This is a genomic window from Sinomonas notoginsengisoli (assembly GCF_021554725.1).
Taxonomy (GTDB): Bacteria; Actinomycetota; Actinomycetes; order Actinomycetales; family Micrococcaceae; genus Sinomonas; species Sinomonas notoginsengisoli.
The window spans coordinates 237,575-261,796 of sequence record NZ_JAIZDP010000003.1 but is presented as its reverse complement, the minus strand read 5'-3'; the positions used below and the strand labels follow the sequence as shown (position 1 = coordinate 261,796).

Annotated in this window: 24 protein-coding genes; 15 read left to right on the top strand and 9 right to left on the bottom strand. The window is 68.7% G+C overall.

All coding sequences use genetic code 11. The features are described 5' to 3' along the window. The 9 genes from LF262_RS08795 to LF262_RS08755 all read left to right on the top strand — a co-directional run. Window positions 1–200, top strand: a 200-nt coding sequence (locus LF262_RS08795; RefSeq protein ID WP_235779926.1) for a cupredoxin domain-containing protein, incomplete at its 5' end; no start/stop codon positions are given. 178 nt (window positions 201–378) lie between these two features. Beyond that, window positions 379–1,101 (top strand): mycothiol-dependent nitroreductase Rv2466c family protein, encoded by a 723-nt coding sequence (locus LF262_RS08790; RefSeq protein WP_235779925.1) that lies wholly within the window; start codon window positions 379–381, stop codon window positions 1,099–1,101. A gap of 233 nt (window positions 1,102–1,334) precedes the next feature. Further along, complete coding sequence (locus LF262_RS08785) at window positions 1,335–2,201, top strand: CoA transferase (protein WP_235779924.1); 867 nt, start codon at window positions 1,335–1,337, stop codon at window positions 2,199–2,201. 56 nt (window positions 2,202–2,257) lie between these two features. Beyond that, entirely contained in the window at window positions 2,258–2,596 is a 339-nt protein-coding gene (locus tag LF262_RS08780) for a hypothetical protein (protein WP_235779923.1), read from the top strand. 122 nt (window positions 2,597–2,718) lie between these two features. After that, complete coding sequence (locus LF262_RS08775; RefSeq protein WP_235779922.1) at window positions 2,719–4,848, top strand: DHA2 family efflux MFS transporter permease subunit; 2,130 nt, start codon at window positions 2,719–2,721, stop codon at window positions 4,846–4,848. Window positions 4,849–4,853: 5 nt separating this feature from the next. Continuing rightward, complete coding sequence (locus LF262_RS08770) at window positions 4,854–5,444, top strand: TetR/AcrR family transcriptional regulator (RefSeq protein WP_235779921.1); 591 nt, start codon at window positions 4,854–4,856, stop codon at window positions 5,442–5,444. Window positions 5,445–5,630: 186 nt separating this feature from the next. Then, on the top strand, window positions 5,631–6,662 hold the full coding sequence (locus LF262_RS08765) for an aldo/keto reductase (protein WP_235779920.1): 1,032 nt from the start codon (window positions 5,631–5,633) through the stop codon (window positions 6,660–6,662). A 392-nt stretch (window positions 6,663–7,054) separates the two neighbouring features. Further along, window positions 7,055–8,128, top strand: coding sequence for a type I restriction enzyme HsdR N-terminal domain-containing protein (locus LF262_RS08760; protein ID WP_235779919.1), 1,074 nt, complete (start codon window positions 7,055–7,057; stop codon window positions 8,126–8,128). Between the two features lie 249 nt (window positions 8,129–8,377). Further along, entirely contained in the window at window positions 8,378–8,575 is a 198-nt protein-coding gene (locus LF262_RS08755) for a hypothetical protein (protein ID WP_235779918.1), read from the top strand. 106 nt (window positions 8,576–8,681) lie between these two features. Here the strand turns inward: LF262_RS08755 and LF262_RS08750 are convergent, their stop codons facing one another. From LF262_RS08750 to LF262_RS08740, 3 genes are all read right to left on the bottom strand, one after another. Continuing rightward, window positions 8,682–10,142 (bottom strand): aminotransferase class I/II-fold pyridoxal phosphate-dependent enzyme, encoded by a 1,461-nt coding sequence (locus tag LF262_RS08750; RefSeq protein ID WP_235779917.1) that lies wholly within the window; start codon window positions 10,140–10,142, stop codon window positions 8,682–8,684. Window positions 10,143–10,297: 155 nt separating this feature from the next. Further along, complete coding sequence (locus LF262_RS08745; protein ID WP_235779916.1) at window positions 10,298–11,668, bottom strand: FAD-binding oxidoreductase; 1,371 nt, start codon at window positions 11,666–11,668, stop codon at window positions 10,298–10,300. Window positions 11,669–11,872: 204 nt separating this feature from the next. Next, window positions 11,873–12,961 carry an NADH:flavin oxidoreductase/NADH oxidase gene (locus tag LF262_RS08740; RefSeq protein ID WP_235779915.1) on the bottom strand — a complete coding sequence of 363 codons (1,089 nt, stop codon included), beginning with the start codon at window positions 12,959–12,961 and terminating at the stop codon, window positions 11,873–11,875. A 163-nt stretch (window positions 12,962–13,124) separates the two neighbouring features. Here LF262_RS08740 and LF262_RS17095 point away from each other — a divergent pair, with 163 nt between their 5' ends. Further along, window positions 13,125–14,150: a hypothetical protein gene (locus LF262_RS17095; protein ID WP_235779914.1), complete on the top strand. Its 1,026-nt coding sequence runs from the start codon at window positions 13,125–13,127 to the stop codon at window positions 14,148–14,150. A gap of 4 nt (window positions 14,151–14,154) precedes the next feature. Here the strand turns inward: LF262_RS17095 and LF262_RS08730 are convergent, their stop codons facing one another. Together LF262_RS08730 and LF262_RS08725 are read right to left on the bottom strand one after the other, a co-directional pair. Further along, a complete protein-coding gene (locus LF262_RS08730; protein ID WP_235779913.1) occupies window positions 14,155–14,541 on the bottom strand; it encodes a cupin domain-containing protein in 387 nt (128 codons plus the stop codon). 167 nt (window positions 14,542–14,708) lie between these two features. Further along, window positions 14,709–15,887: an MFS transporter gene (locus tag LF262_RS08725; RefSeq protein ID WP_235779912.1), complete on the bottom strand. Its 1,179-nt coding sequence runs from the start codon at window positions 15,885–15,887 to the stop codon at window positions 14,709–14,711. A gap of 117 nt (window positions 15,888–16,004) precedes the next feature. On the opposite strand from LF262_RS08725, the gene lgt reads away from it, so the two are divergent. The 5 genes from lgt to LF262_RS08700 all read left to right on the top strand — a co-directional run bounded on the left by lgt (window position 16,005) and on the right by LF262_RS08700 (window position 20,142). Continuing rightward, entirely contained in the window at window positions 16,005–16,886 is an 882-nt protein-coding gene (gene lgt, locus LF262_RS08720) for a prolipoprotein diacylglyceryl transferase (RefSeq protein ID WP_235779911.1), read from the top strand. A 151-nt stretch (window positions 16,887–17,037) separates the two neighbouring features. Next, the gene (locus tag LF262_RS08715; protein WP_235779910.1) at window positions 17,038–17,571 is read left to right on the top strand and encodes a sulfocyanin-like copper-binding protein; all 534 of its coding nucleotides are present in this window, start codon (window positions 17,038–17,040) and stop codon (window positions 17,569–17,571) included. A 166-nt stretch (window positions 17,572–17,737) separates the two neighbouring features. Next, entirely contained in the window at window positions 17,738–18,160 is a 423-nt protein-coding gene (locus tag LF262_RS08710) for a ChaB family protein (protein WP_235779909.1), read from the top strand. Window positions 18,161–18,243: 83 nt separating this feature from the next. Further along, window positions 18,244–19,836, top strand: a complete 1,593-nt coding sequence (locus LF262_RS08705) for a Na+/H+ antiporter (RefSeq protein ID WP_235779908.1) — start codon at window positions 18,244–18,246, stop codon at window positions 19,834–19,836. A 144-nt stretch (window positions 19,837–19,980) separates the two neighbouring features. Beyond that, complete coding sequence (locus tag LF262_RS08700; RefSeq protein WP_235779907.1) at window positions 19,981–20,142, top strand: hypothetical protein; 162 nt, start codon at window positions 19,981–19,983, stop codon at window positions 20,140–20,142. A 24-nt stretch (window positions 20,143–20,166) separates the two neighbouring features. Here LF262_RS08700 and LF262_RS08695 read toward each other — a convergent pair whose 3' ends face one another. The 4 genes from LF262_RS08695 to LF262_RS08680 form a co-directional block, all read right to left on the bottom strand. After that, a complete protein-coding gene (locus LF262_RS08695; RefSeq protein ID WP_235779906.1) occupies window positions 20,167–20,424 on the bottom strand; it encodes a LapA family protein in 258 nt (85 codons plus the stop codon). Window positions 20,425–20,617: 193 nt separating this feature from the next. After that, the gene (locus LF262_RS08690) at window positions 20,618–21,148 is read right to left on the bottom strand and encodes a PRC-barrel domain-containing protein (protein WP_235779905.1); all 531 of its coding nucleotides are present in this window, start codon (window positions 21,146–21,148) and stop codon (window positions 20,618–20,620) included. Between the two features lie 59 nt (window positions 21,149–21,207). Further along, window positions 21,208–21,960: a mechanosensitive ion channel family protein gene (locus LF262_RS08685; protein ID WP_235779904.1), complete on the bottom strand. Its 753-nt coding sequence runs from the start codon at window positions 21,958–21,960 to the stop codon at window positions 21,208–21,210. A 217-nt stretch (window positions 21,961–22,177) separates the two neighbouring features. After that, window positions 22,178–24,076: an FAD-binding monooxygenase gene (locus tag LF262_RS08680; protein WP_235779903.1), complete on the bottom strand. Its 1,899-nt coding sequence runs from the start codon at window positions 24,074–24,076 to the stop codon at window positions 22,178–22,180. Window positions 24,077–24,222: the final 146 nt, after the last annotated feature.

Genomic DNA, 24,222 nt, shown 5'->3' with positions numbered 1-24,222 from the left:
TTAAGGAAAACGCCATGAAGACCACCACGACCCGCCAGCGCCTCGCCCTGGCCCTGACCGCCACTATCACCGCTGATGAGGGCTCCTTCGATGCAGTCGTCAAAGCAGGGACCAGCACCGCCTTCACCGCGCCCGCAAAACCCGGTTCTTACACCTACAACTACACCTACCACTCCAGCATGACCCTGAGGGTTAAATGAGCACGGACCCGCGCGCCCAGGGCGCGGGCATCCAGGGGGCACCAACTCACTGAACCGTCCGGGCCGAAGGGCTGTTCTGCAACCCGGCGCTGCAGCCAGGGGACCCGGGCCGCGCGGGCGCCGGGTCACCGGTGCACGGGAGTCAGAAGAGGATGAGCGAAGGAAGAGGAGCTTTGGAATGGCCGAATCGGACATCGACTACTACTTCGATCCGGTGTGTCCGTTCGCTTGGCTGACAAGCAAATGGGTCCGCAGCGTCGCCCTCCAGCGTGGCTACACCGTGAACTGGCGGTTCATCTCCCTACGGATGCTCAATGCCCATATCGACTACGAGCGCCATTTCCCGCCCGGGTACGAGGCCGGGCACACCTCCGGCTTGCGGCTGCTGCGGTTGGCCGCGCGGGCCCGAGCCGAGCACGGCCCGGCCGTGGTGGGGCCGCTGTACGAGGCCATTGGCGCCCAAGTGTTTGATGCGGAGGGCTCGGAGGACTTGGACCCGGCCGAACGGGGCAGCCGGGCTTTCGTGGAACCGCTGCTGGCCGAGGCCGGCCTGCCGGGGCACCTGGCCGAGGCGCTGGAAGACGACCGCTGGGACGCGCTACTGCGCGCGGAGACCGACCGGGCGCTCTCCCTTACCGGGAAGGACGTCGGCACGCCGATCGTCCATTTCCGGCCGCCCGAGGGCATGGCGTTCTTCGGGCCCGTGATCAGCCGCCTGCCCGCCGAGCCGGACGCGGTCAGCCTCTGGGACCACGTTGTCGGACTCGCATCGTTCCCGGGCTTTGCCGAGCTCAAGCGCAGCCTGCGGGAGCGGCCGCAGCTGCGCAGCTTCGGCGTGACGCACGGGGAAGCGGGCCAAGAGGAGGACTGGCACGGCGGAAGCCGACGGCACAAGCGCTGACAGGCCGGGGTTGAGGCCCGGTTTCGGTCCCCGCAGCGACCGCTCGCCGTCGACTTCCTCATCGACGGGCTGATCCTTGGGGCGCCGTTGCGAAGTACGGGGTCGTCGTCGCCGGCCCTCGGGCCGTAGGCCGCTGAACCCAGGTTCTGGCCTGGATTATCCGGCGGGCAAGCTTCGTCCGTCGGGACGCCCTAGCCCTTCGACTCTGGCGAAGGTGCTGCATGCTGGTCTGCATGGAGCAAACAGAGCAGCCCGAGGGGAGCGACCCACGCCCGCGAGACCCGCTGTCCGGTACCACGGTGGTCACGCTCGCCGTCAACCTCCCCGGCCCGCTCGCCGCGGCGAGGCTCGCTACGCTCGGCGCGGCAGTGGTCAAGGTCGAGCCGCCCCAGGGCGATCCGCTCAAGGCAGGTGCGCCAGCTTGGTACCGCGAGCTCGTCGCCGGGCAGGAGATCGTGACACTTGACCTCAAGGACCCTGCCGACCGCGCCCGTTTCGAGAAGCTCCTGGTCCGCGCCGACCTGCTGCTCACCGCGCACCGCCCCTCCGCGCTCGTCAGGCTCGGGATCCCAGAGGCCGTCCGCCTGCGCGGGCTCGCCCATGTCGAGATTGTCGGGCATGACGGCGACGGCGCCGAGCGCCCGGGCCACGATCTCACCTATCAGGCCGCCCACGGCACGCTCAGCCCGCCCGCGATGCCGCTCGTCCCCATCGCCGACCTGCTCGGCGCCGAGCGCGCCGTGGCCGCCGCGCTCCTCGCCCTGCGCGCGCGGGACCACGGCACCGAGGGCCGGCACGTACGCGTGGTCCTCGACGAGGCCGCGCACGACGCCGCAGCTGCCGCCCGCTTCGGCCTCACCTCCCGCGGGGGTCCCCTCGCCGGGGGCCTGCCCGGGTACGGCATCTACCCGACGGCCGACGGGTTCGTGGCCGTCGCCGCGCTCGAGCCCGTGTTCGCCGAGCGGCTGGCAGCCCATATCGGAAGGACGCAGGAGGAGCTCGAGCTGAGGTTCGCCTCGGAGCCCGCCGCCCACTGGGAGCGATTGGGGGAGGAGCTGGACCTCCCGATCGTCCGGGTTCGGCAGCCCGGCGGCGGGTAAGCATTCGGGCGGAAGGCGGCGCCGCGGCGTCATGCGTCCGGAAGGAGGAACCGGAAGTGAAGCTCAACAAGAAGGCTTACGAGAACGCGAAATCCCTCATTCGCGACGGCAAGGTGGTGCGGGACTCCCGCGACGACTGGAGCGAGCACGCGCCGTCCACCAAGGAGCTGAGCGCGTACCTCGACGAGCACGGCGAGGGCGAGTACTCGCGCTGGTTCCTCGGGGTGGACGACGACGAGTCGGGCACCAAGGGGCGGTACAAGTTCCCCTTCAGCGACTTGGAGAAGGTCCACCGCTGTGCGGTCATCTCGGGGGAGAGCCGCGCGTCCCAGTACGACCACGACGAGATCCGCGACGCGCTCGGGGACCTGCTCAAGCGGATCGACGAGGGGTAGGGAAACTCACAGGTTTCCGGGAGAGCCGGATTGTTGCAGAGTGTGTAAACTTGCAGAGTCTGCAAAGTAGTTTCGGCGAGCTAAGCGCACCCTAAACCCCCTCTGAGAGATTCGGACCCCTGATGTCTCAAGCAGCGTCCGGCCGGGCCGCGCGCAACGCGGCCCCCGCGCCGTCGGGCGAGGTGATGACCCAGCGTCAGATCATGCTGGTCATCTATGCCCTCATGTCGGGCATGTTCCTGTCCTCGCTAGACCAGACCGTGGTAGGCACCGCGATCCGGACCATCGGCGACGACCTCCACGGACTCGACCAGCAGGCGTGGGTCACCACCGCCTACCTCATCACGTCGACCATCGCCACGCCGATCTACGGCAAGCTCTCCGACATCTTCGGACGCCGCCCGCTGTACATCTTCGGCCTCGCGGTGTTCATCCTCGGCTCATTCCTGTCCTCGTTCTCGACGTCGATGATCATGCTCGCCGCGTTCCGCGCGTTCCAGGGCATCGGCGCAGGCGCGCTCATGTCGCTGCCGCTGGCGATCATGGGAGACATCCTCGCTCCACGCGAGCGTGCCAAGTACCAGGGCTTCTTCCTCGCGGTCTTCGGCGTCTCCTCGGTGGTGGGCCCGCTGATCGGCGGGATGTTCTCCGACGCCAACGAGATCCTGTGGGTGGCGGGCTGGCGCTGGGTGTTCCTCATCAACGTTCCGATCGGCATCCTCGCGCTCCTCATGGTGCTCGCGTTCCTGCACCTTCCGAGATTCCACAAGAACACCGCGCCGCGCATCGACTGGTGGGGCGCCACGGCCGTCATCGTGACCCTCGTCCCGCTCCTCCTCGTGGCCGAGCAGGGCCGCGAGTGGGGCTGGGGCTCCGCGCTGTCCATCACGTGCTTCGTGATCGGCGGCGTGGGACTCGTGGCGTTCATCCTCATTGAGCGGGCTATGGGGCCCAACGCGATCATCCCGCTGCGACTGTTCCACTCCCACACGTTCTCGATGGCCACAGTCATCGGATTCTTCGTGGGCTTCGCGATGTTCGGCGCGATGCTGACGCTTCCGCTCTACCTCCAGCTCGTCACGGGCCTGAGCCCCACCGAGTCCGGCTTCGCGACGTTGCCGATGATTGGCGGTCTCATGGTTGCCTCCATTGCCTCGGGGCAGATCGTCTCGCGCACCGGCAGATACCGCATCTTCCCGGTGCTCGGCACACTGTTCATGGCGGTCGGCTACTTCGTCCTCACGTCAATGACAGTCGACAAGCCGCTGTGGTTCCTCATGGGCGCCATGTTCCTGCTCGGGCTCGGCCTCGGCCAGCTCATGCAGTCCCTCGTGCTCGCGTCGCAGAACTCAGTTGAGCCCAAGGACATGGGCGTTGCCACGAGCTCCGCTACCTTCTTCCGCCAGATCGGCGGCACCATGGGCACCGCCGTCCTGCTCTCCGTGCTGTTCTCGACGATGCCCACCAACATCAGCACCGCGATGCAGAACAAGGACGATCTCACGACGGCGCTCGACGCCGCCCTCACGCCGTCGATCGCCTCGAACTCGTCGAATCAGGGCGTCATGAACCAGGTCTGGAACCCGATTGTCACCCCGGTCAAGGAGCAGGTGCAGTCGGGCCTCAACCAGGGCTCCGCGGCCGCCAAGCAGGCCGCGGACCAGACGGTGACCCAGCAGGTGACAGCCGCCGTCCAGAAGCAGGTCGCCGCCGGTGCGGTCCCGGCGTCGGCCGCCCAGGGCATCATCGATGCCCAGGTCGCGGCAGCGAAGCCCGCGGCCGAACAGACGGCCCTCCAGGCCGCGGCGCAGAAGGCGGGCGCCGGCGTCGTCAACGGTCGACTCGAAGTGGACTACGCCGACGACGCCCAGCGCAAGGCGATCGTGGACAAGCTCGCGCCGACCATGCTCGACAAGCTCAAGGACGGGCAGTCCAGTTCCAGTGGGTCGTCCACCACGTCGGATACCTCCTTCCTGAAGGGCGCCGACCAGCGGCTCTCGCGGCCGTTCCTCGTCGGGTTCAACAGCTCGGCGGTGACCATCTACTGGGTAGGCCTCGGAGTCACGATCCTCGCATTCATCCTCTCCTGGTTCTTCCGCGTGCCGCCGCTGCGGCAGCGCTCGGCGCTCCAGGAGCAGGCCGACGCGCAGGGGACGGCCGACGATCTGGAGTCCGACGCCGCGATGGCGGCCGCCGAGACCGGGGCGATGACCGGCCCGGACACGGGCGCGATCAAAGTCAACCGGGGGTGAGTGCCATGGAGGGCAGTCCTGTGTCCGACGACGCACCAGGGACCCTGCGCGAGCGCAAGAAGGAGCGGACGCGGCGTGCGATTCACAACGCCGCGTTCGCCCTCGCGGCCGATCGCGGGCTCGGCCAGGTGACGATCGCGGACATCTGCGCTGCTGCGGGCATCTCCGAGCGGACGTTCTTCAACTACTTCCCGTCCAAGGCCGCGGCTACGCTCGGGGTCCCCGAGCAGCCGCTGTCCCCTGAGCAGGAGCGGCGGTTCCTCGAGGGCGAGGGCACCCTCGTGGGCGACCTCTGCGAGCTCGTGTCCGGGATCGCTGAGGGTCCTGAAGGCGACATTCCGAGGATCAAGCGGCTCATGGGCTACGAACCGGATCTCCTGGCCGCGCTCCACCAGTGGTCTTCGGGGGCGCGCCGGGACGTGATCCGTCTTGCTGAGGAGCGGGCGACGCCGGAACGCGCGCGCCTCGCCGTGGGGCTCGTCTTCGCCGCACTCATGCTGCACGCAGACACCACGTTCTCGTCGGGCCCGGGCCGGGCGACGCCGGAGGAGCTTCGGGGGATCGTGGCGAGACTCTGCGCCGTCGCCCAGACGTAGGCGCGTTGTGTGCGGGGAAGCTGGGCTCCTCCTTGCCCGACCACCTCCGCCTGGCGACCGCGCGGGCCCGGCCCCGCGCCGTCGTGCGTCTGAGACTGGTCCTGTCAGGACCTCCCACGGGTCTGGGGGGCGCCGGTAGCGTGGGACGAACAGCTCTTCGAGCATTCACTCAACGGAAGGAAAACCATGGAGTACCGCACTCTCGGACGCAGCGGGGCAATCGTCTCGGCATTCGCCCTCGGAACCATGACGTTCGGCCACGAAGCCGACGAGGCAACGTCCCACGCCATCCTCGATGACTACGCCGCGGCCGGCGGCACGTTCATCGACACCGCAGACGTCTACACGCACGGCACGTCCGAGGAGATCGTGGGGCGGTGGCTCGCCGCGAATCCCGAGCGGGCGGAGCAGATGGTCATCGCGACCAAGGGCCGGTTCCCGATGGGGGACGGGCCCAACGACCACGGCACCTCGCGCCGCCACCTCCGCACGGCACTCGACGCGTCGCTGCGGAGGCTCGGGGTGGAGCACATCGACCTGTACCAGATGCATGCGTGGGATCCGCACACCCCCATCGAGGAGACGCTCCGCTTCCTCGACGACGCCGTGGCCGTCGGGAAGATCGGCTACTACGGCTTCTCCAACTTCCTCGGCTGGCAGCTCACCAAGGCCGTCTACGAGGCCAAGGCCCACGGCTGGGCCGCTCCCGTGACCCTCCAGCCGCAGTACAACCTGCTCGTGCGCGGGATCGAGTCGGAGGTCGTGCCCGCCGCGCTCGACGCCGGCATGGGCCTGCTGCCGTGGGGCCCCCTCGCCGGGGGCTGGCTGAGCGGCAAGTACCACCGCGACACGCAGCCGACCGGCGCGACGCGGCTCGGCGAGGATCCCCAACGCGGCATGGAGGCGTGGGGCCCGCGCAACGCCCGCGCCAAGACCTGGGACATCATCGATGCCGTGGGCTCGGTCGCGGAGACGCATGGCGTCTCGCACGCGCAGGTGGCCCTGCGCTGGGTCGCCGATCGGCCCGCCGTGACGTCCGTGATCCTTGGCGCCCGAACCCGCGAGCAGCTCGCGGACAACCTCAAGGCGGCCGACCTGGCCTTGGGCGAGGAGGAGATGGCCAAGCTCACGAAAGTCAGCGAGCCCGAGCTCGAGGCCTATCCCTATGGAACCAAGGCCATCGAGCAGCGCAGCCGCAAGATCGAGGGCGGCCGGTAGGGCCTTCGGCGGGCGAGATCTGGCCACTCGAGATTCCTTCATCGAGTGGCCAGATCTGGCCGCGGCGCTCCCCCTCCAAGCTCGAGCCGGCGCTTCACCGCCCAAGGTGTCACCACCGTCGCGCCGTGACACGCTCCGGACTAGGGCTGCTGTGGGACTGTGGCTTCGGGCTGGCGGGCGACCGGCCGTCGAACAACGGGGCCGGGGCGGCCGCACCGGGTCAGTTGCCTCGGCTAGGGTCTGTAGAGGGCGGTCCAGGGTGCCGCCGGGATTGGGGGATTCCGATGGAGGCGAAGGCTTCAGCTCGATATGCCGCGCTGATCCGGTGGGCCGAGGCAGCTAGTGAAGCTGGGCACGTAGTGCCGACCCATCAAGTGTTGGAAGTGCTGGCCGTGACGAGGTCTTTGGAGGCGCCCGAGGCGGAGCACCCCGCGGTGGGGCCGTGGGTGGAGACGATCCACTGGATCATGACCCAGGCCTCGATGGGGGTGGTCGACCCGTACTCGCAGCTTCCGCCTGAGCTGGCGGGGCCCGGGAGGACACCGTCGGCACCTGCACAGGACGAAGAGGATCGGCCAGGAACTCCCGGGGCGGAGCTGCCTGCCGAGGGGGCGATTGGTTCTGCCATTCTGGCGGATGACGGACTGCCCGACGAGGGCATCGTGCCCTCAGGCCCTGCCGAGGGCGGTGTGTCTGACGGCCAACCCGAGATGTTGGCTGGGTCCGGGGAGGATGATCCGGCCGGAAAGGTCACCCCAGCTAGGCCTCGGCTGAAGGTCCCCCGTTGGGAGGAAGCCGCGCGGGAGCAGACCCTGGCGGCTGTGCGGAAGTTCGGGGACCCCCTGCGCGCTCTGCTGGAACGCGACGCGAACGAAGGCGATACCCGCCTCCTGATCACCGATCTGCTGTGTGAAGGGTTGGGGTACGACAAGTACGCGGACCTGACTACTGAGTACATGGTCCGTCAGGATTTCGCTGACTACGGCGTGCGCATCGACCGCCAGCTCGTCGCATTCATCGAGGTCAAGCGTGTCAGTCAGAAGCTCAACGAGCGTCATCTGCGGCAGGTCCAGATGTATGCCGTGAACGAGGGCATCGAATGGATGGTCCTGACGAATGGGCAGATCTGGCAGGTTTACCACCTCACCGGCGGGCTGCCTGTCGTCGTGGATCTCGCCCTCGAAGTGGACCTGCTCGGACCTGAGCCGGCTGAGAGCAAGGCTTCCCGGCTGTTCTACCTGCATCACGAGTCCCTCAAGCGTCGGCAGATCGAGGAGGTCTGGCGACACAGTGCCGCCACGGCTCCTGAGCTCCTGCTCGATGTCATACTTTCGGACTCCGTGCTGGACCTCATCCGGCGAGAGGTGAAGAAGAGGACGGGCACGGCGACAAGTCCAGACGTTCTCCGAAAAGTCATCCGGAGCGACGTCGCCCAGCCAAAGCTGCTGGACAGGATCTCTCGATAGCCTAGGCATCTGGAGGCGGCCGGGTATCGACCCGACGGGCGCACGCGGAGATGCGGGCCACCCCAACTGTGCAACGCAGGTCGCGAGCCCGAGCTCGAGGCCTATCCCTATGGCACCAGGGCTATCGAGCAGCGCAGCCGCAAGATCGAGGGCGGCCGCTAGGGCCCTGCCCGATTGACCTCCCCTCTGCGGGGTAAGTGCCGAGGCGTCCAGCGGAAGCATGAGAACCAGCACTGAACGGAGAGGTACATGGCCAACGAGCAGCCGGAGGGCGTCCGCCCCGAGGACGTCCGGTCCGACGAAATGCAGTCCGACCAGGAGCGGCTGGACGGGTTCCAACGGGACACGGGCATCGGCTCCGACACGGGCGACACGAAGGCGGAGGACCTGGAGGAGAAGGCCTACGGCGACGACGAGGAGCCGCCCAACGTGCCGCTTCCCGGCTAGGCCCTGCGTCGAGGGCCGCTGTGGTGCCGCACGACGACGACCTGACCAGGCGTCGTCGTGCGTCCCATGCCGGCGCGGCAGGCTGCCGGGTGGGCAGGCGGCAGCGTCACTCGGCCACGACGCGGATGGTCTGGAAGGTCGGGTCGGCGGGGTCGGGCAGGTTCATGCCTGCTTTCACGCCGGTACGGAGGTATTCCAGGATTGCGGCGTTGATCCGCTCACCCGGCAGCAGGGCGGGGATGCCGGGCGGGTAGGGCGTGACCTGTTCCGCCGCAATCCGGCCGACAGCCTCGGCTATCGGGACGGAATCCACCGGCCCGAAGAACGCGTCGCGGGGCTGCAGGGCCATGTCGGGTTCGAAGTCACTCCCCTCGGGGAAGCTGATCGGCGGGGGAGTGGGGAAGTCCTTGGCGGCACGGGTGAGCTTCTCGAGAGCCTCGAGGAGCCTCCGGGCGGTCTCGTCGTCGTCGGCGGTGCTCAGGGTGGCCTCGACGCGCCGGTGGTCCACGAGGCCCATGTCGATCCGCTGCTCCGCTCGCAGCCAGTCCGAGGCCTGGTACCCGCTGATCCCCAGCCCCGAGACGTCGATGAGGACGTGCAGGGGGTCAAGGTCGTGCGACGCCTCGACGCCGAGAAGCTCCTCCCGGGGGACATGGAGGCCGGGGAGTGCCCCGATGTCGCCCCGCAGCCGGTCCGCCAGACTGAGAGCGGAGTCGAGTAGCGCGTGTCCCTCGGCGACCATCTGGCGCCGCCAGCCATCGATCCCGGCGTAGAGGACCACGCTCGAGCTCGTGCTCGCCAGGAGGTCTGCGCAGTGCTGGAGCCGCACCGGGTCCACGAGCGGGCCCTGCAGCTGGTACACCGATCCCTGCTCGAAGCCCAGCCCCATCTTGTGGATGCTCACCACACAGATGTCCGCCCCGGCATCCATGGCCCACGTCGGCAGGGCATCGTGGAACGGCAGGTGCGCTCCCCAGGCCTCGTCGACGATGAGCGGCTTGCCGCGTGAGTGGCAGATCTCCGCGATGGCCTCGAGATCCGCACACGTACCGTACGGGGTCGGGCTGACGACGAGGGCGGCCGCCGCGTCGGGATGCCGCTGCCACATCATCTCGACGCTCTCCGGCGACGGCGGATGCGCGATGTGGAGCTCGTTGTCGTAACGGACGGGGATCCAGCGCGGCTGGAGGCCGGAGAACAGGAGCCCCGCCGTGACGGACTTATGGGCGTCCCGGGAGATGAGGATCTCCCCGCGCCCGCGGGTCACCGCGAGAATCGCCGACTTCACGGAGAGCGAGCTGCCGCACGTGGAGAAGAACGCCTTGTCCGCGCCCACGGCATCGGCCATGAGATCCTCCGCACGGCTGAGGATGGCGCCCCGGGACAGTCGGTCGTCGAGCCCGGCCGTGGCGAGGAGATCCGAGCGGAAAGTGTCCAGCCCGAGGGCGTCGAGGGTCCGCTGGTCCACCCCGCGGCCCTGACGGTGCCCGGGTGGGGTGAAGCCGTAGCGGTCGAGCCGGTGGTACTCCTCGATGGCCTCGAGGATGGGGGCGCTGCTCTGGTCCAAGGTCTTCTCCTCCATCGGTCTCTGCTCCGTGTGGGTGGTGCATTGCCCGAGGGCTGGAATGCCGGTCCCCCGTTCGGAGGTGTCCCGAGGAGGCACTACCCTGACACCGCTCGGTTCAAAAGGAGGGCCCTGGAGGCACCCGGGGGGGGGCGGTGCTACTCGGAGAACACCTTGCCCGGGTTGAGGATCCCACGGGGGTCGAAGACCCTCTTGATCTCGCGCTGGAGGGCGTACTGCTGCGCGCCCAGCTCGTCGCCGAGCCAACGCCGCTTGAGGAGGCCGATCCCATGCTCGCCCGTGAGCGTCCCGCCGAGCTCGAGGGCGGTGGCGAAGATCTCGCCGGCGGCGTCCCAGATCTCCTGCGGCACGTCGCGGCCCGTGAAGACGAAGGTGGGGTGGAGGTTGCCGTCCCCGGCGTGACACGAGGTGGGGATCATGACCCCGTACTTCTCCTCGATGCGGCGCACAGCCGCGAAGGCGGCCCCCATCTTGTCGCGGGGGACCGCGATGTCCTCGACCAGCAGGGTGCCCATCGCCTCGAGCGCGGGGAATGCGCCGCGCCGCACCCCGACGAGGCGCTTGGATTCCTCCGGTTCGGTCGTGACCTCGGCCCGGGCGCCTGCCGCGCGGAGGATCTCCGCGACCTGTCCCGCCGTGGCACCCGCGCCGGGGCCGTCGCACTGGACGAGCAGGTACGCCGCGCCGTCGGCCGTGTGGCCTGTGAACCGGGCCACGCAATCGAGCGTGGGGCGGTCCATCAGCTCCATGATCGCGGGGACATGGCCCTGTCTGGTCACCTCGGCGACTGCGCCGAGTGCGGCCTCGAGCGTCCCGAAGTACGCGCCGATTGTTGTGATCTCCCCGGCGACGAGCGGCTGGAGCTTGAGCGTGCACTCGACGATGATCCCGAGGGTCCCCTCCGAGCCGATCATGAGGGCGCACAGGTCATAGCCCGTCACGCCCTTGACCGTGCGGTGGCCCACCTCCAGGAGCGTTCCGTCCGCGAGAACCACCTTGAGGGCGAGCACCGCCTCGCGTGTCACGCCGTACTTCGCACACAGCAGGCCCCCGGCGTTCATGGCGATGTTGCCGCCCACCGTGGAGATGTCCTTGCTCGCCGGGTCCGGTGCCCACCACAGCCCGTGTTCCGCGAGCACAGCGTTGAGCGCCCCGTTCAGGATGCCCGGTTGCACCACCGCGAGGCGGTTCTCGCCGGAGATCTCGAGGACTCGGTCCATGTCGCGGACGGATAGGACGATCTCGCCCGGCCCGCCGATAGCCCCGCCCGCCAGACCCGTCCCGGCGCCGCGGGTCACGATGGGTACTCCTGCCTCGGACGCGATCCGGCAGACCGCCTGCACGTCCTCGACGGCGCGCGGGTACACCGCGGCGAGCGGCGCCCCGGCCGAGCGGTGGCCCGAACGGTCCGTGGTGAAGGGACGAAGCAGCTCCGGGTCCGTCTCCACCTGACCGGGAAGGGCGGACTCGAGGGACTCGACGACGGTGGCGAGTTCGGCACGGGGCATGGAGGTCCTTCGGTCGGGTGTGGTGCGGGTGTGGCGACGATATCAAGCCCGGAGGCGTCCGTTCCTGCTCACACTGGGCTCGGGAACAGGCGGCAGCGCGGCGTGTCGTCCCCCCGACACGCCGCGCTGACCCCTCCCACCGAGCACGAAGGCACACGGCAGGGTCGTGTTGCCTGCGGCGGCCGCGGCCAGGGTGCGCCGGTTTCAGGGATTGGTGCGCCACTTGGCGCGGGTGTACTGCGGCGGCCAGTAGTCGATCTCCACGCCGAGCTCGTGGGCCGCGCGGAGGGCGAAGTGCGGGTCGCGGAGGAACTCGCGGGCCACCATGACGGCGTCCGCCGCGCCGTCGTCCACGATCTGGGCTGCCTCCTGCGGGGTGGTGATGAGGCCGACGGCGTTCACCGGCATCCCGGTCCCGTTGCGGACTGCGGTGGCGAACCCCACTTGGTACAGGGGCTCGACCGGGATGCTAGCCCGAGCCACGAGGCCGCCCGAGGACAGGTCGAACCAGTCCGCGCCGGCCTGAGCCGCCCAGCCCGCGACCGTGATCGTGTCGTCGATGTTCCAGCCGCCCTCGACCCAGTCGGTGGCGGAGAGGCGAACGAGGAGGGGCACGCCGTCGCCCGCCTCGTCCCGCACGGCCCGTACGATCTCGAGGAGCAGCCGCGCGCGGTTCTCCAGGCTGCCGCCGTACTCGTCCGTGCGCAGGTTGGAGAGCGGGGAGAGGAACTGGTGGACCAGGTACCCGTGCGCGCCGTGGATCTCCACGGCGTCGAAGCCGGCGTCGAGAGCGCGGCGGGCGGCTGCCGCGAAGTCCGCCACGACGCCCTCGATCTCCTCGGGGCCGAGCTCCCGGGGCACCGCGTAGCCGTCGAAGGCGACGGCGGACGGCGCCACGGCCTCCCAGCCTCCCTCCTCGACCGGCTGCGTCCCGTGGCCGCTCCACTCTCGGAACGTCGAGGCCTTCCTGCCGGCATGGGCGAGTTGCATCGCGGTCGGCGCACCCTGCGCATGGATGAACGCGGCTATCCCGCGCCACGCCTCCGCCTGGGCATCGTTCCAGATCCCCGTGTCCCAATTGGTGATGCGGCCCTCCGGGCTCACCGCCGTCGCCTCCGTCATGACGAGGCCCGCGCCGCCGCGGGCGAACGAGCCGAGGTGGGCCGAGTGCCACTCGGTGGGCACACCGTCCCACTTCTCGACGGAGTACTGGCACATGGGGGAGACCCACAGTCGGTTCCGGGCCTGGATTCCCCGGAGGTCTACGGGAGTGAAGAGCTTGTCAGCGCACATGCGCCCAACGTTTCCGCGGCAGGTCGCCGCAAGTCAACTACGGCGGGTCACGAAACGATTGGTTCCGCTGATCCGGGGCAATACCCCAGCAGGCGCCTGCAACAGGGGCGCGTGACGACTGTTGCCGCTACATCACATCAGCCATCAAAGGAGGGCGGACCAAGTGAGCCACCCAGAACACGGCCGGGACAATCACTACGAGGATCGCGAGCGGTACGACGGGGACACTGAGCGCTCCGCCGCGGACGCGGAACGTGACAGGGACCGAGGGCGGTTAGACGCGGACGCCACCCGCCGCGAGGGGGACACTGAGCGCTTCCCAACGGACGCCACGCGTCGCGAGGGGGACACTGAGCGCTCCGCCGCGCACGCCGTGCGTCACGACGGGGACCGCGAGCGCTACGACGGGGACCGCGAGCGCTACGACGGGGACCGCGAGCGGCGCGAGGGGGACCGCGAGCGCTACAGGGAGCGCGAGCAGTACCCCGCGGACGCTGAGCACGACAGGGACCGTGGGCGGTACGACGCGGCCTCCGAGCGTCATGTGGGTGACCGCGAGCGCTCCAGGGAGCGTGGACGGTACGACGCGGACGCCGAGGAGCGTTACGAGGACACCGAGCGCTACGCGGTGGACAGCAGGGCCACCGTGGCCGAGCAGAGGAGGCGCTTCGGGGGTGTGAAGCCCGGCTCCGCCTTCTTCGGATGGCTGACCGCTATGGGCATGTCTGTGCTCCTGACCGCATTGATCAGCGCCGCCGGCGCCGGCGTCGCGATCGGCACCCAGACCGACACCAGCAAGTTGGCCAATCAGGGGTCGACGGTCGGGATCGCTGGTGCCATCGCCGTGGCCGTGATCCTCTTCGTAGCCTACTACTGCGGTGGTTACGTTGCCGGACGGATGGCACGCTTCGACGGGGCCCGGCAGGGCGTCGCGGTGTGGCTGTGGGCGGTCATCATGGCGATCATCCTCGCGGTCGTCGTTGCGGTGGCCGGAAGCCAGTTCAATGTGCTCTCCAGCCTCAACAGCTTCCCGCGAATCCCGGTCGATGAAGGCACGCTGACCACTGGCGGGATCGTCGTCCTGATCGTTGCAGCGCTCATCGCGCTCGCCGGTGCCGTGCTCGGCGGCGTGGCCGGGATGCACTTCCACCGGAAGGTCGACCGCGCCGCCGAGTCGCCCGTCGCGTAGCTGTTCAGTCGCCCTTTGCGAAGCTGGCGGCGCTGAGGAACTCGAGGCCTACGAACTTCTCGTCGCCGACCACGTGGGCGTCGTGCCCGGGCGGGATCGTGTACGAGTCGCCCGCCGTGATGGTCGCGGTCTCGCCGGAGTTCAGGCGCACCTCGAGCGTGCCCGCCACGCAGTAGCCCACGTGGTTGTTCTGGCAGCTCTCGGTCCCGGCCACGGGCTTGATGCACTCGGACCAGCGCCAGCCTGGCTCGAACGTGAGGCGGCCGATGGTGTAGTCGCCGACCGTGACGAGGTCGATCTCGGACTTGTCCGGGCGGCGCTTCTCATCCGGGGTGTTGTGGGATTTCACGGCAAGGGTCGTGACGATGTTGAGTGACGCGTTGCTTGTCATGGCGTGCTCCTTTGAACTCGAAGCCGCCTCACCGAGCCCCAGCATCCCAGCGGGACGATTCATGGTGGTGGACGTTTCAAGGGTAGGCCTCGCGTCCAAGATTCACCACAGGGCGTGCAGGCTTCATCTGACCAGGGCCCGCACTGACGCGACGCGGCGTCAGACCTTCAGCGCGTCCGACGCCGCTCCCACGCCCGGTGCCCCATGGTGACCACTGCGATGAGCACCACGGTCGCCGCAAGGCCCAGCAGGAAGATGGCGCCGTAGCGGCCCGCGTCCGCGAGACCGGCGGTGAGGAAGGTCCCGACCGAGCTGCCCAAGAACAGCGCACATGCGAACAGCGAGACGGCTGTGGCCCGGGCTGTGGGTGCGACGTCCGTGGCCCAGCCCTGCACCGATGAGTGCAGGACCCCGTTCGAGGCGCCGACGAGCACCGCCGTGGCCGTGATTGCGGTGGGGTTCTGCGCAATGGACGACGCCGCGTACCCGACGAGCAGGACCACCCCTCCGATCCCCATGAGCTGAGTCCGCGAGAAACGCTGGACGAGGCGGCGCATGATGCGCGCGCCCACGATCACGCCGACTCCATACCCGGCGGCGAGGAGGCCCGCGAGGGCGATGGGCACGTCTTCATGCTGCAGGGCCGGGACAAAGTAGGTCAGGATGCCCATGAGCACCGCTCCCTCGAGCACCGCCACGCCGTAGACGACGAGTGCTGCGCCCGAGAACGCCGCGCGGAGCTCTACGTGCCCGCCGCGGTGCGTGCCGGCGTCGTGCGCTCTGCGCAGGAAGAGGAGCAGGGCGACGCTGCCCACCGCAGGGAGGCCAAACACCACGCGCCAGTCGGTGAACGCCGCGATCGCACCAGCGGCGAGGGTCGCCCCCGTGGTGCCGAGCGCCGAGTAGATCTGCAGGTCGGAGAGGCCGCGGGCGCGTTCGACCCCGGCCCGGGTGTCGCCGAGGATCGTCAGGAGGGTCGGATAGAGGCAGCCGGCCATGAGCCCGGCGGCCGAGCGTGCGATGAGCAGTGGCACATGGGTGCTGACCAGCGTGCTCGCGACGGCGGCCAGCAGTAGGCCGGCGAGGGCCGCGCGGAGCACAGTGACCCGGCCGAACCGGTCGCTGATGAACCCCCACAGTGGCTGGCCGAGCGCGTAGAAGAGGGCGTAGGAGGCCACCAGCCCCACGGCCTCGGCGAGCGAGAGGCCTGTCCTGCTGGCGAGCACCACGAGCATCGGGGGCGTGGCGAACCGGTCGAAGAAGGAGAGGAAGCCGATCGAGAACAGGACGGGGTCGGGGATCTCGCCCCGTCCTGTCCTCTGTTCGGAATCCTTGGTCACGGCCACGGCGTCCACCCTATCCGGCTCTGTGGACCACCCGCTCGCGCGTGGAGCCGCCCTCATTCTGGGGGATCATTGCTGCACGTACAGCCTTGGTACACGCCCGATTGGTACGATCCGGCCGTGAGCCTGACACTCTTGGCGCCCTTGTACATCCCGTCCCCCACCGTGAGCGGGTTCCCGATCGGGCCCCTAACGATCCGCTTCTACGCCCTCTGCATCCTCGCCGGCATCGCTGTGGCACTGTGGATTGCGGCGCGCCGGTGGACCGATCGGGGCGGGCTCCCGGGCCAGGCCACCGACATCAGCCTCTGGGCCATCCCGTTCGGGATCATCGGCGGGCGCATCTACCACGTCATCACAGACCCCGAGCTCTACTTCCTGCCCGGGAGGAACCCGTGGAACGCGTTCGCCATCTGGGACGGCGGGCTGGGAATCTGGGGAGCCGTTGCGCTGGGCGCGCTGGGTGCCTGGATCGGATGCCGCCGTGCCGGGGTCTCCTTCATCGCGTTCGCGGATGCGATCTCACCCGCAGTCCTCGCCGCGCAGGGCATCGGTCGGTGGGGCAACTGGTTCAACAACGAGCTCTACGGCGACCCGACCGACCTGCCGTGGGGTCTGGAGATCCACCAGATGGACCCGGCCGCCGCCCGCGCTGTCACCGACGCCTCGGGCAACCCCGCGGTGCTCGGATACTTCCAGCCAACCTTCCTGTACGAGTCGGTGTGGTGCCTCGTGACCGCCGGGGTGATCATCTGGCTTGACCGGCGGTTCAAGCTCGGCGCCGGGAGCGTCTTGGCCCTGTACGTCGCCGTGTACACGGCCGGGCGGTTCGCGTTCGAGCTCATGCGCTCCGACTACGCCAACCTCATCCTCGGGCTGCGGGTGAACACGTGGGTCTCGGGTCTCCTGTTCGTCGCTGGCCTGGTCGCGTTCCTGCTCACCTTCCGCAGGCCGCGTTCGACGGCGCGCCCCGCCTCGGCCGAGGTTCCAGCCGAGGGCTGAGCTCGCCTTTTCTTCGGGCTTGGATTACGCGTTTGCACGTGGCCGTGCGGCGAGATGAAGAGCCCGTCGCCCGGGTGGGCGTAAGCCGCTTGGAGCGTCCAGGGGCCAACGGCCCCTTCCCTGCGCGCGGAGCGCCACGGACACTGAACCCGTGAAGTCCCTGCGCCTGACCATCATCCTTGGGGCGGTCGCTGTGCTCGTGCTGACGGGGGCGTCGCTCGCCGCAGTGGCATTGGTCGGTGGCCCGCGTCCTCGTCCCGTGGTCACCGGGTGCTCGTCGCCCAGCTTCGCGGGCACGGTCGTGGACGTGACGCTCGCCGACATGGGCCGGGGCATGATGACGGGCGGGCGCATGCGCCTCGTGCCGGAGGTGCGGAGCGTGCCCCACGGCCGGGTCTCCTTCGTGGCGGCGAACCGCGGCTCGGTGCCTCACGAGCTCGTCGTCCTCCCGCTGGGCGAGGGCCAGCGCGTAGGTGCCCGAATCGTCGGAGCAGATGGGCGCATCGGGGAGGACGGAGCGGCTGGCGAGGCCTCCGCGTCGTGCGGGGAGGGCGCGGGCGACGGCGTGCTGCCGGGCGCCGAGTCGTGGGTGACCCTCACGCTGGCCCCAGGCCGGTACGAGCTCGTCTGCAACCTGCCCGGGCACTACGCTGCGGGCATGTATGCGGAGCTCACCGTCAGCTGAGAACGGTGGGACGACGGGACGGCGCCTGGACGCGAAGAGGTGCAGGGGAGCGAGCAAGGGGAATTCCCGGACAGGCCTCCTGAGGAAGGCCGCGTAACTCTGACCGGATCGGGTATTGAGTGCTCAGGAAGCGAGCACTGCCGTTCCAGAAGAAAGGGAGGATGCCATGCCGAAGACAGACAAGAGCGGAAAGGCGAGGAAGGACGAGCTCCCCTCGACCATCCAGCGCTCCGACAAGAAGGCCCAGCAGACCTTCGCGAAGGCCCACGACTCGGCGGAGAAGACCTACCACGATGAGGAGAGGGCCCATCGTGTCGCGTATTCGGCCCTGAAGCACTCGCACGAGAAAGTCGGCGACCACTGGGAGGCCAAGGACGAGAAGGGCCCGTCCGACGAGCAGGCCAAAGGCGGCAAGACGACCCGGCGCGAGACCCATGGGGGCGTCGATGCCAATGCCTCGAAGCAGCACCTCTACGACCTCGCCAAGAAGCTCGACGTCCCGGGCCGTTCGCATATGACGAAGGGCCAGCTGGTCGACGCCTTGGAGAAGGCCAACAACAGGAAGACGGCCCAGAGCCGCAAGAAATAGGGCCAGCGGCGGGATCCCCCTGCCGCTTCGCCTGAATTGCGGCGTACATTCGGTTCCGGAACCTCGCACTCGGAAGAACGCTCATGCTCGGTCTGGAACTCATCGTCGCGCTCGGCGCGGCGGTTGTCGTGGGGAGTCTTGCCGCGCCCAAGCTGCGGATCACCCCGCCGGTGGTGCTCTTGGCCCTCGGCGTCTTTCTGACCGCCATCCCCGTGTTCCGCGGGGTGGGGCTGCCGCCGGAGATGGTCCTGCTCCTGTTCCTGCCGGCGCTGCTCTACTGGGAGAGCCTCACGACGTCCTTGCGGGAGATCCGCAGGTTCATCCGGGGCATCCTGCTCTCGTCCACCCTCCTCGTGGTGGCCACGGCCGGGGCCGTCGCCGCTGTGGCGAACGCGTTCGGGCTGGACTGGGGGTCCGCGTGGATCCTCGGCGCGGCGGTCGCTCCGACGGACGCGACAGCGCTCGCGTCCTTGGGCAAGGCGCTGCCCCGGCGGCAGCTGACGGTGCTAAGGGCCGAGAGCCTTCTCAACGACGGCACCGCCCTCGTGGTCTACGGAGTGGCACTGGGCTTCGCCGCGAGCGGAGGCGAAATCAGCCTGCCGCTCGTGGCGGGCGAGTTCGTGTACTCGTTTGTCGGCGGTGCCGCGGTGGGCCTTGCGGTCGGATGGGCGATGGTCGGGGTCCGCCGCACGATCGAGAACGCGATGATCGGCAACGCGACGGCCCTCCTGACGCCTTTCGTTGCGTTCCTCGGTGCCGAGCTGATCGGCGCCTCGGCGGTTCTCGCCGTTGTCGCGTGCGGCCTCTACCTCTCCCGGACGGCGCCGTTGTCCGTCTCGGCCCACACGCGCCAGCAGACCATCGCCGTCTGGTCGCTCGCAAGCTTCATGCTCAATGGTGCTCTCTTCGTACTCGTGGGCCTCGAGCTCCCGGCCGCGATCGCCGGCCTGTGGACCACCGTGGGCCGCACCAACGGCCAGGCGCTGGGCCAGGTCGTGCTCATCGGCATCGCCGTCTACCTGGCGATCCTCGTCACGCGTCTTGTGGTGCTGATCGTCTCCGCCTACCTGATCCGCGCCGTCGACCGCCGCCCCTACCAGCGCGAGCTGCGCACTACGAACCGCGTGCGCGTGATGAACACGATGGCGGGCTTCCGCGGCGCCGTCTCACTCGCCGTCGCCCTCGCGATTCCCAGTACCGCCCAGTTTCCCGAGCGCGATGCGATCGTGTTCATCACCGCGTTCGTGGTGGTGGCCTCGCTGGTCCTGCAGGGCTTGGCACTGCCCAAGGTGATCCGGTGGGCGCGCATTCCCCACGACACGACGGTCGCCGAGGAGCTGGTGGTCGCCAAGCGCGCTTCCATTGAGGATGCGCTCGAGGCCCTGCCCTCCCTTGCCCGGGAGATCGACGCCGACGATGACGTCGTGGACCGCATCCGCGGCGAGTACGGAGAGCGCCTCGAGGCGCTCAACGTTGGATTCGACGAGCACGAGCACCCCGCGGTGGTGCGAACACGCCAGTACACGCGCCTCCGGCTGGCCATGATTGCCCGGAAGCGCGCAGCGGTGGTGCGGCTCCGAGACGAGAAGACCATCGACGACACCGTTCTGCGCACCATCCAGGGCGAGCTCGACGCAGAGGAAGTCCGGCTCAGCCATCAGCGGGAGACCGAGTAGCCTCGAGTGCACCCGGGGTGACGCAGGCGTTCCTGCCTGCCGCATCAAGCAAACGCCCTCCCAGATCCAGTCCACACCTCCCGGCGTCCGGTCCAGGTTCAGGTCGTCTGTCCGGCGGGCCTGCCCTCGCTCAGGGAATCGCCGGTGAGGAATCCGCTGCGCAGCGCGTCGACGCTCGACGGCGGGTGGCCGGCGGTATTCGCCACGACGGCCCAGGTGCTGGTCGCCTTCCTCGTTGTCGCGCTGCTCCTCCATCTCGCCGGCAACCTTCGCGTGGCACTGACCACGGCACGCCGCCAAGAATGACGGCGTGCCGGGTCCGAGGGGCTATCAGCGCGGCGAGGGGTTGCGACGGGCGCGGCGGGCGGCGGAGCGGAGCTGGAAGATCCGCACCGCCCCGGCGATGGCCACGAGCACTCCGCCCGCCACGGCGGCGATGAAGAGTGCTAGGCCGAGCGGCACCGGGCCGACCAGCCCCAGGAAGTGCACCTGCACCATGTCCTGGTTCTGGATGAAGAAGACCACGAGCAGGATGAAGACGACGAGCCCTGCAACGACCGCCGTCCACGTAGCCCCGGCCCGGGTCACGCGGCCTTGGCCCCCCGGTGCGGGCGCGGACGGCGGTCGCTCGGTCCGGCCCCCTGATGGGGCGCTCAGACGTGGAGCGTCCCGGGATCCCTCGGATCCCGCTTGGCGGCCTCTGGGTACGCTCGAATCGGGGTTCGGCGCACCCAGCCCCTCCGGCTCATTGGCGGAGCGCCGGCCCTCGACTTCCCGTCCGTCAGCGGGGCCCGTCGTCATCAAGGCCCCTATCCGTCTCGACGACCTCGTGCTCCACCGGGATTGGCTGGTTCACGCTTGCAGCCGAAGGACGCCTGCGGAGGCGTCCCGGGAGCCGACTTCTGTCGATAGCGTCGCCCCCTGCCCCTGCCTCTGCCTCGCTCTGGATCCGGGCTTCGCCCTGGGGGCGCTGAGCGTCTGCGAGCCCCTGAGGCGCTGACCGTCCATAGTGGCGGTAGAGCCTGTCCTCTTCGCCGGGCTCGAGGTGCTCGTCCGCGTCCACCCGGGGAGCATCCTTGACCTGATCCTTCGAATAGGGGACCACGAGGTTCTCCTCGGCGATCCTCGCGCCCTCGAGGGGCGCCAAGGACTCCTTGGTGCCGAATAGACCCGTCTTCACCGTGACCCACGTGGGGGTGTCGGTGTCGTCGTCGAGGTAGAAGCCGCCGATTCCGCCGATCTTCTCCCCGTCCTGCGAGACCACGTCGCCATTGCCCTGAACGAGGTCCTCAAGATCCGCGTTGGTGAGCATCGCGCTCCTCCTTGCCTAGTTTCACTGTGCCATGCCGGGCACTCAGGATGCGCAGTAGCTCAGGAGCGGTGCGAGCCGCCTTCGGGCTTCTCGGGCATGTGCTGACGAGCCGCCTCCTTGATCTGCTCGGTGGCCGGCGGCGCGGACTCAGCGTGCGCCTTGACCCGCGGGGCCTCCTCTTCCGCTCGGGAGAGGTAGCTCTCCCAGCGCTGGGACATCGGCTTGATGAGTCCGCCGCCCACCCCCACGATGACGACGCCGACGATCGCCGCGAGCACTGCGATGAGGATCGGGGTCGTGACGGTCACCGCGATGTCCACCTGGTTCAGGGCCGCGATGATGCCGATGCCGATGATGAAGATGCTCGCGATGTTGGCCAGCGTCCGGCCGTAGGAGAGTCCGCCGAGCGACCCCTGGATGAGGGTCTTGACGGCGGCCGCGATCGCTGCGCTCACGATGACGATGATGATCGCCACAATGATCTTCGGCAGGAATCCGATGATCGCTGCGAGCAACGTGCTGACGGGATTCGGGCCGAAGACCCCGAATGCGAATTGGAGCACGAAGAGGACGAGGGTGTAGTAGATGATCTTCGAGACGATCTCGCTCGCGTCGAGATTGGATCCAGCGAGGGCACGCTTCACACCCCCACGCTCGACCCACCGGTCGAAGCCGACCTTGGTCAGGAGACGTGAGAGGGCCTTTGCGATAACCCTGGCCACCAGCAGTCCCACGATGAGGATGACAAGGAACAACAGGAACTGCGGGATGAACCGCGCCACTTCGGCGAGCCCCGCGGTGAGTGAGTCCATGGTCAGGCCTTCCGTTCTGGTGTTTCACGTGGTGCTTCTGATGGTGCGCATTTTCCCACTTTTGGCATGGGACAAACATTCGCGCAGCACTGGAGCACGCTCCCCTGAGGAAATGGCCATTGAATCCCGGCAGAAGTACGACGGCGCGGGGTCGCCTCCCGTACGGAAGGCGACCCCGCGCCGTCGTGCGCGCCACCCGAAGGGCGGCTGCGTCGCATCAGACCTCGGCGGTGGTGCGGCCCTTCATGACGCCCGCGAAGAACGCGCCGAGCTCCTCGGTGGCTGCGAGCGGGACGATGTTCGCGACGTACTGGTCCGGGCGGACCACCACGACCACGCCATCGCGGTTGAGGCCACGCTCCTGAAAGATGTCCTCGTCCTTCAGGGTGCCGAAGACATTCTCGAGGTCGTTGAGCTGGAACGGGCCCACGTGCGGCTTGAACGCGGCCGGGACGTCGTTGAGGTCGAAGGTGCGGTGGTCCTGCTGGTAGACCACCTTGACGTCGAACCACGCGTTGCGGTCGAGGTTCTCGGGCGTTGTGACGACCGGGGAGGCCGGGTCGTTGGCGAGCCAGTCGGCGAACTTCTCGAGGGTGGAGTCCGCGGTGCCCGGGGCTGCCTGGTCGGCGAAGACGTAGATGCGCCAGCGGCCGTCCGCCTCGGCGAGGTGGCCGATGTGCAGCGGGTTCGTGTCCGAGATGCGCACCGCCTTGGCGGACTTGAAGCGCTTGCCCATCGGGAAGCCCGTGGCCAGGTCTTGGTGCTTGGCCTCGCCCACGATCATCGAGGGCTTGTACTCGGTCATGAAGCCCGCGGGGAACTCCGCGGTGCGCACGTAGAAGTCGGCGAGCTCCGAGGGGCTCTCGAACTCCTCCGGGTTCTTGGCCATCATCGAGGACCAAGTCCGGTCGAAGTCGATGAGGTTCTGCGCGATGACCTGCCGCTCGGCGGTGTAGGTGTACAGGAGGCTCTCGGGGCTGCGGCCCTCGAGGACGTGGCCGAGCTTCCAGCCGATGTTGAACCCGTCCTGCATCGAGACGTTCATGCCCTGGCCGGCCTTGGCGCTGTGGGTGTGGCAGGCGTCGCCCGTGATGAAGACGCGCGGCGTGCGGGTGCCTGCCTGCTCGGTGGGGACGTCGTCGAAGCGGTGGGTGACCCGGTGGCCCACCTCGTAGACGCTGTTCCACGCAACGCTCTTCACGTCCACCGAGTACGGGTGGAGGATCTTGTTCGCGCGCTCGATGATCTCCTCGAGGGGGGTCTCGCGGATCTTGCCGTTGTCGTCGTCCGGCACCACGCCGAGGTCCACGTACATGCGGAACAGGTAGCCGCCCTCGCGCGGGATGTGGAGGATGCTGCCGCCGTCGTGGGACTGGATGGCGCACTTGGTGCGGATGTCCGGGAAGTCCGTGTTGGCTAGGACGTCCATGACGCCCCACGCGTGGTTCGCGCGGTCGCCGGTCATGGTGGTGCCGATCTGGTCGCGGACCTTGCTGCGGGCACCGTCGGAGCCCACCACGTACTTGGCCTTGACGGTGCGCTCCTGGCCCTCGTGCTGGGAGGTGCCGGAGAGCTTGACGGTCACCGGGTACTCGCCCTCGCCGATCTCGAGGCTGACGAACCCCCAGCCGTAGTCCGGGACCATCCGGGTGGGGGAGTGCTTCATGAAGTCGGCGAAGTAGTCGAGCACGCGGGCCTGGTTGACGATCAGGTGGGGGAACTCGCTGATGCCCATCTCGTCATCGACCGCGCGGGCGGTGCGGATGATGTCCTGCGGGTTCTCGGGGTCCGGCTGCCAGAAGTTCATCTCGGTGATGTGGTACGCCTCGGCGATGATCTCCGGGGCGAAGCGGAATGCCTGGAAGGTCTCGACGCTGCGGGCCTGTATGCCGTCCGCCTGGCCGATCTCGAGGCGGCCGCCGCGGCGCTCGATGATGCGGGTGGTCACGTCCGGGAACTGGGAGAGCTGCGCGGCGGTGATCATGCCCGCGGGGCCGGTGCCGACAATCAGGACGTCGACCTGGTCCGGGAGCTCCTCGGGGCGGTTGAGGCCAACCCCCGCGGCTGGCTGGACCTTGGGGTTCGTGGAGACGTAGCCGTGATGGTGGAACTGCACGGGGGTTTCCTCACTTCTCTGTGGGGTGGCGACCACTCGCCATCGGATGATTGTTCGATATTAGAACACCGTGTTCTAATATCGCTCTCATCGATGGTAAGCGAGGAGTGGGGCAGCACACAAGAGAGCGTGGCGCGTACCGCTCT

Excerpts from the sequence above, each read along its gene's own strand:
- LF262_RS08765 (WP_235779920.1), top strand. The coding sequence starts at position 5,631 with ATGGAGTACCGCACTCTCGGACGCAGCGGGGCAATCGTCTCGGCATTC.
- LF262_RS08740 (WP_235779915.1), bottom strand. The coding sequence starts at position 12,961 with ATGTGCGCTGACAAGCTCTTCACTCCCGTAGACCTCCGGGGAATCCAG.
- LF262_RS08685 (WP_235779904.1), bottom strand. The coding sequence starts at position 21,960 with ATGGACTCACTCACCGCGGGGCTCGCCGAAGTGGCGCGGTTCATCCCG.
- LF262_RS08785 (WP_235779924.1), top strand. The coding sequence starts at position 1,335 with ATGGAGCAAACAGAGCAGCCCGAGGGGAGCGACCCACGCCCGCGAGAC.
- LF262_RS08705 (WP_235779908.1), top strand. The coding sequence starts at position 18,244 with ATGCTCGGTCTGGAACTCATCGTCGCGCTCGGCGCGGCGGTTGTCGTG.
- LF262_RS08790 (WP_235779925.1), top strand. The coding sequence starts at position 379 with ATGGCCGAATCGGACATCGACTACTACTTCGATCCGGTGTGTCCGTTC.
- LF262_RS08710 (WP_235779909.1), top strand. The coding sequence starts at position 17,738 with ATGCCGAAGACAGACAAGAGCGGAAAGGCGAGGAAGGACGAGCTCCCC.
- LF262_RS08730 (WP_235779913.1), bottom strand. The coding sequence starts at position 14,541 with ATGACAAGCAACGCGTCACTCAACATCGTCACGACCCTTGCCGTGAAA.
- LF262_RS08755 (WP_235779918.1), top strand. The coding sequence starts at position 8,378 with ATGGCCAACGAGCAGCCGGAGGGCGTCCGCCCCGAGGACGTCCGGTCC.
- LF262_RS08745 (WP_235779916.1), bottom strand. The coding sequence starts at position 11,668 with ATGCCCCGTGCCGAACTCGCCACCGTCGTCGAGTCCCTCGAGTCCGCC.
- LF262_RS08690 (WP_235779905.1), bottom strand. The coding sequence starts at position 21,148 with ATGCTCACCAACGCGGATCTTGAGGACCTCGTTCAGGGCAATGGCGAC.
- LF262_RS08770 (WP_235779921.1), top strand. The coding sequence starts at position 4,854 with ATGGAGGGCAGTCCTGTGTCCGACGACGCACCAGGGACCCTGCGCGAG.
- LF262_RS08775 (WP_235779922.1), top strand. The coding sequence starts at position 2,719 with ATGTCTCAAGCAGCGTCCGGCCGGGCCGCGCGCAACGCGGCCCCCGCG.